This is a genomic window from Micromonospora sp. DT4 (assembly GCF_049841675.1).
Lineage (GTDB): Bacteria > Actinomycetota > Actinomycetes > Mycobacteriales > Micromonosporaceae > Micromonospora.
Genome location: NZ_JBNCKT010000408.1, coordinates 1 through 407, shown reverse-complemented (window position 1 = coordinate 407; position 407 = coordinate 1). Strand labels below are relative to the sequence as shown.

Sequence of the window (407 nt, the reverse complement as noted above, 5' to 3'; positions counted from 1 at the left end):
GGTCAACACCGCGCCCACCCGGAACACACAATCCGCCGTCTGGCTATCCCACCGCGGCAAACCCTGCACCGCCCGCCGCAACCGCAGCGCCGCCACACTCTCAGCGTCCGAGGCAGCCCGCAGCGTCTTACCAATTACCGCACCCGCCGACCCCGCCGCATGCTCAACCGGCAACACCACCGCCGCGCCACCCTGACCAGGAAACGGCACCACCCGCGAACCCCACCGCGCGACACCAACCCCCGCGGTCGCCTCGGCGTTCTCGACATCACCTGAGCGTTGCTCGGAGTCCGAGTGCGCGAGGACGTCCGGCTCGGCGGCCGCGGCGATCCCGTCGGATGGGTAGACGACGGGTTCGCCCACAGGGGTGGCTATCGCGGCCTGGTCGACCGTCGGCTGTGGGATCT

1 protein-coding gene is annotated in these 407 nt (G+C 70.8%); it reads right to left on the bottom strand.

What is annotated here, in order from left to right; genetic code table 11:
* Positions 1–363, bottom strand: a 363-nt coding sequence (locus ACLQ24_RS30340) for a hypothetical protein (RefSeq protein WP_425895157.1), incomplete at its 3' end; no start/stop codon positions are given.
* Positions 364–407: the final 44 nt, after the last annotated feature.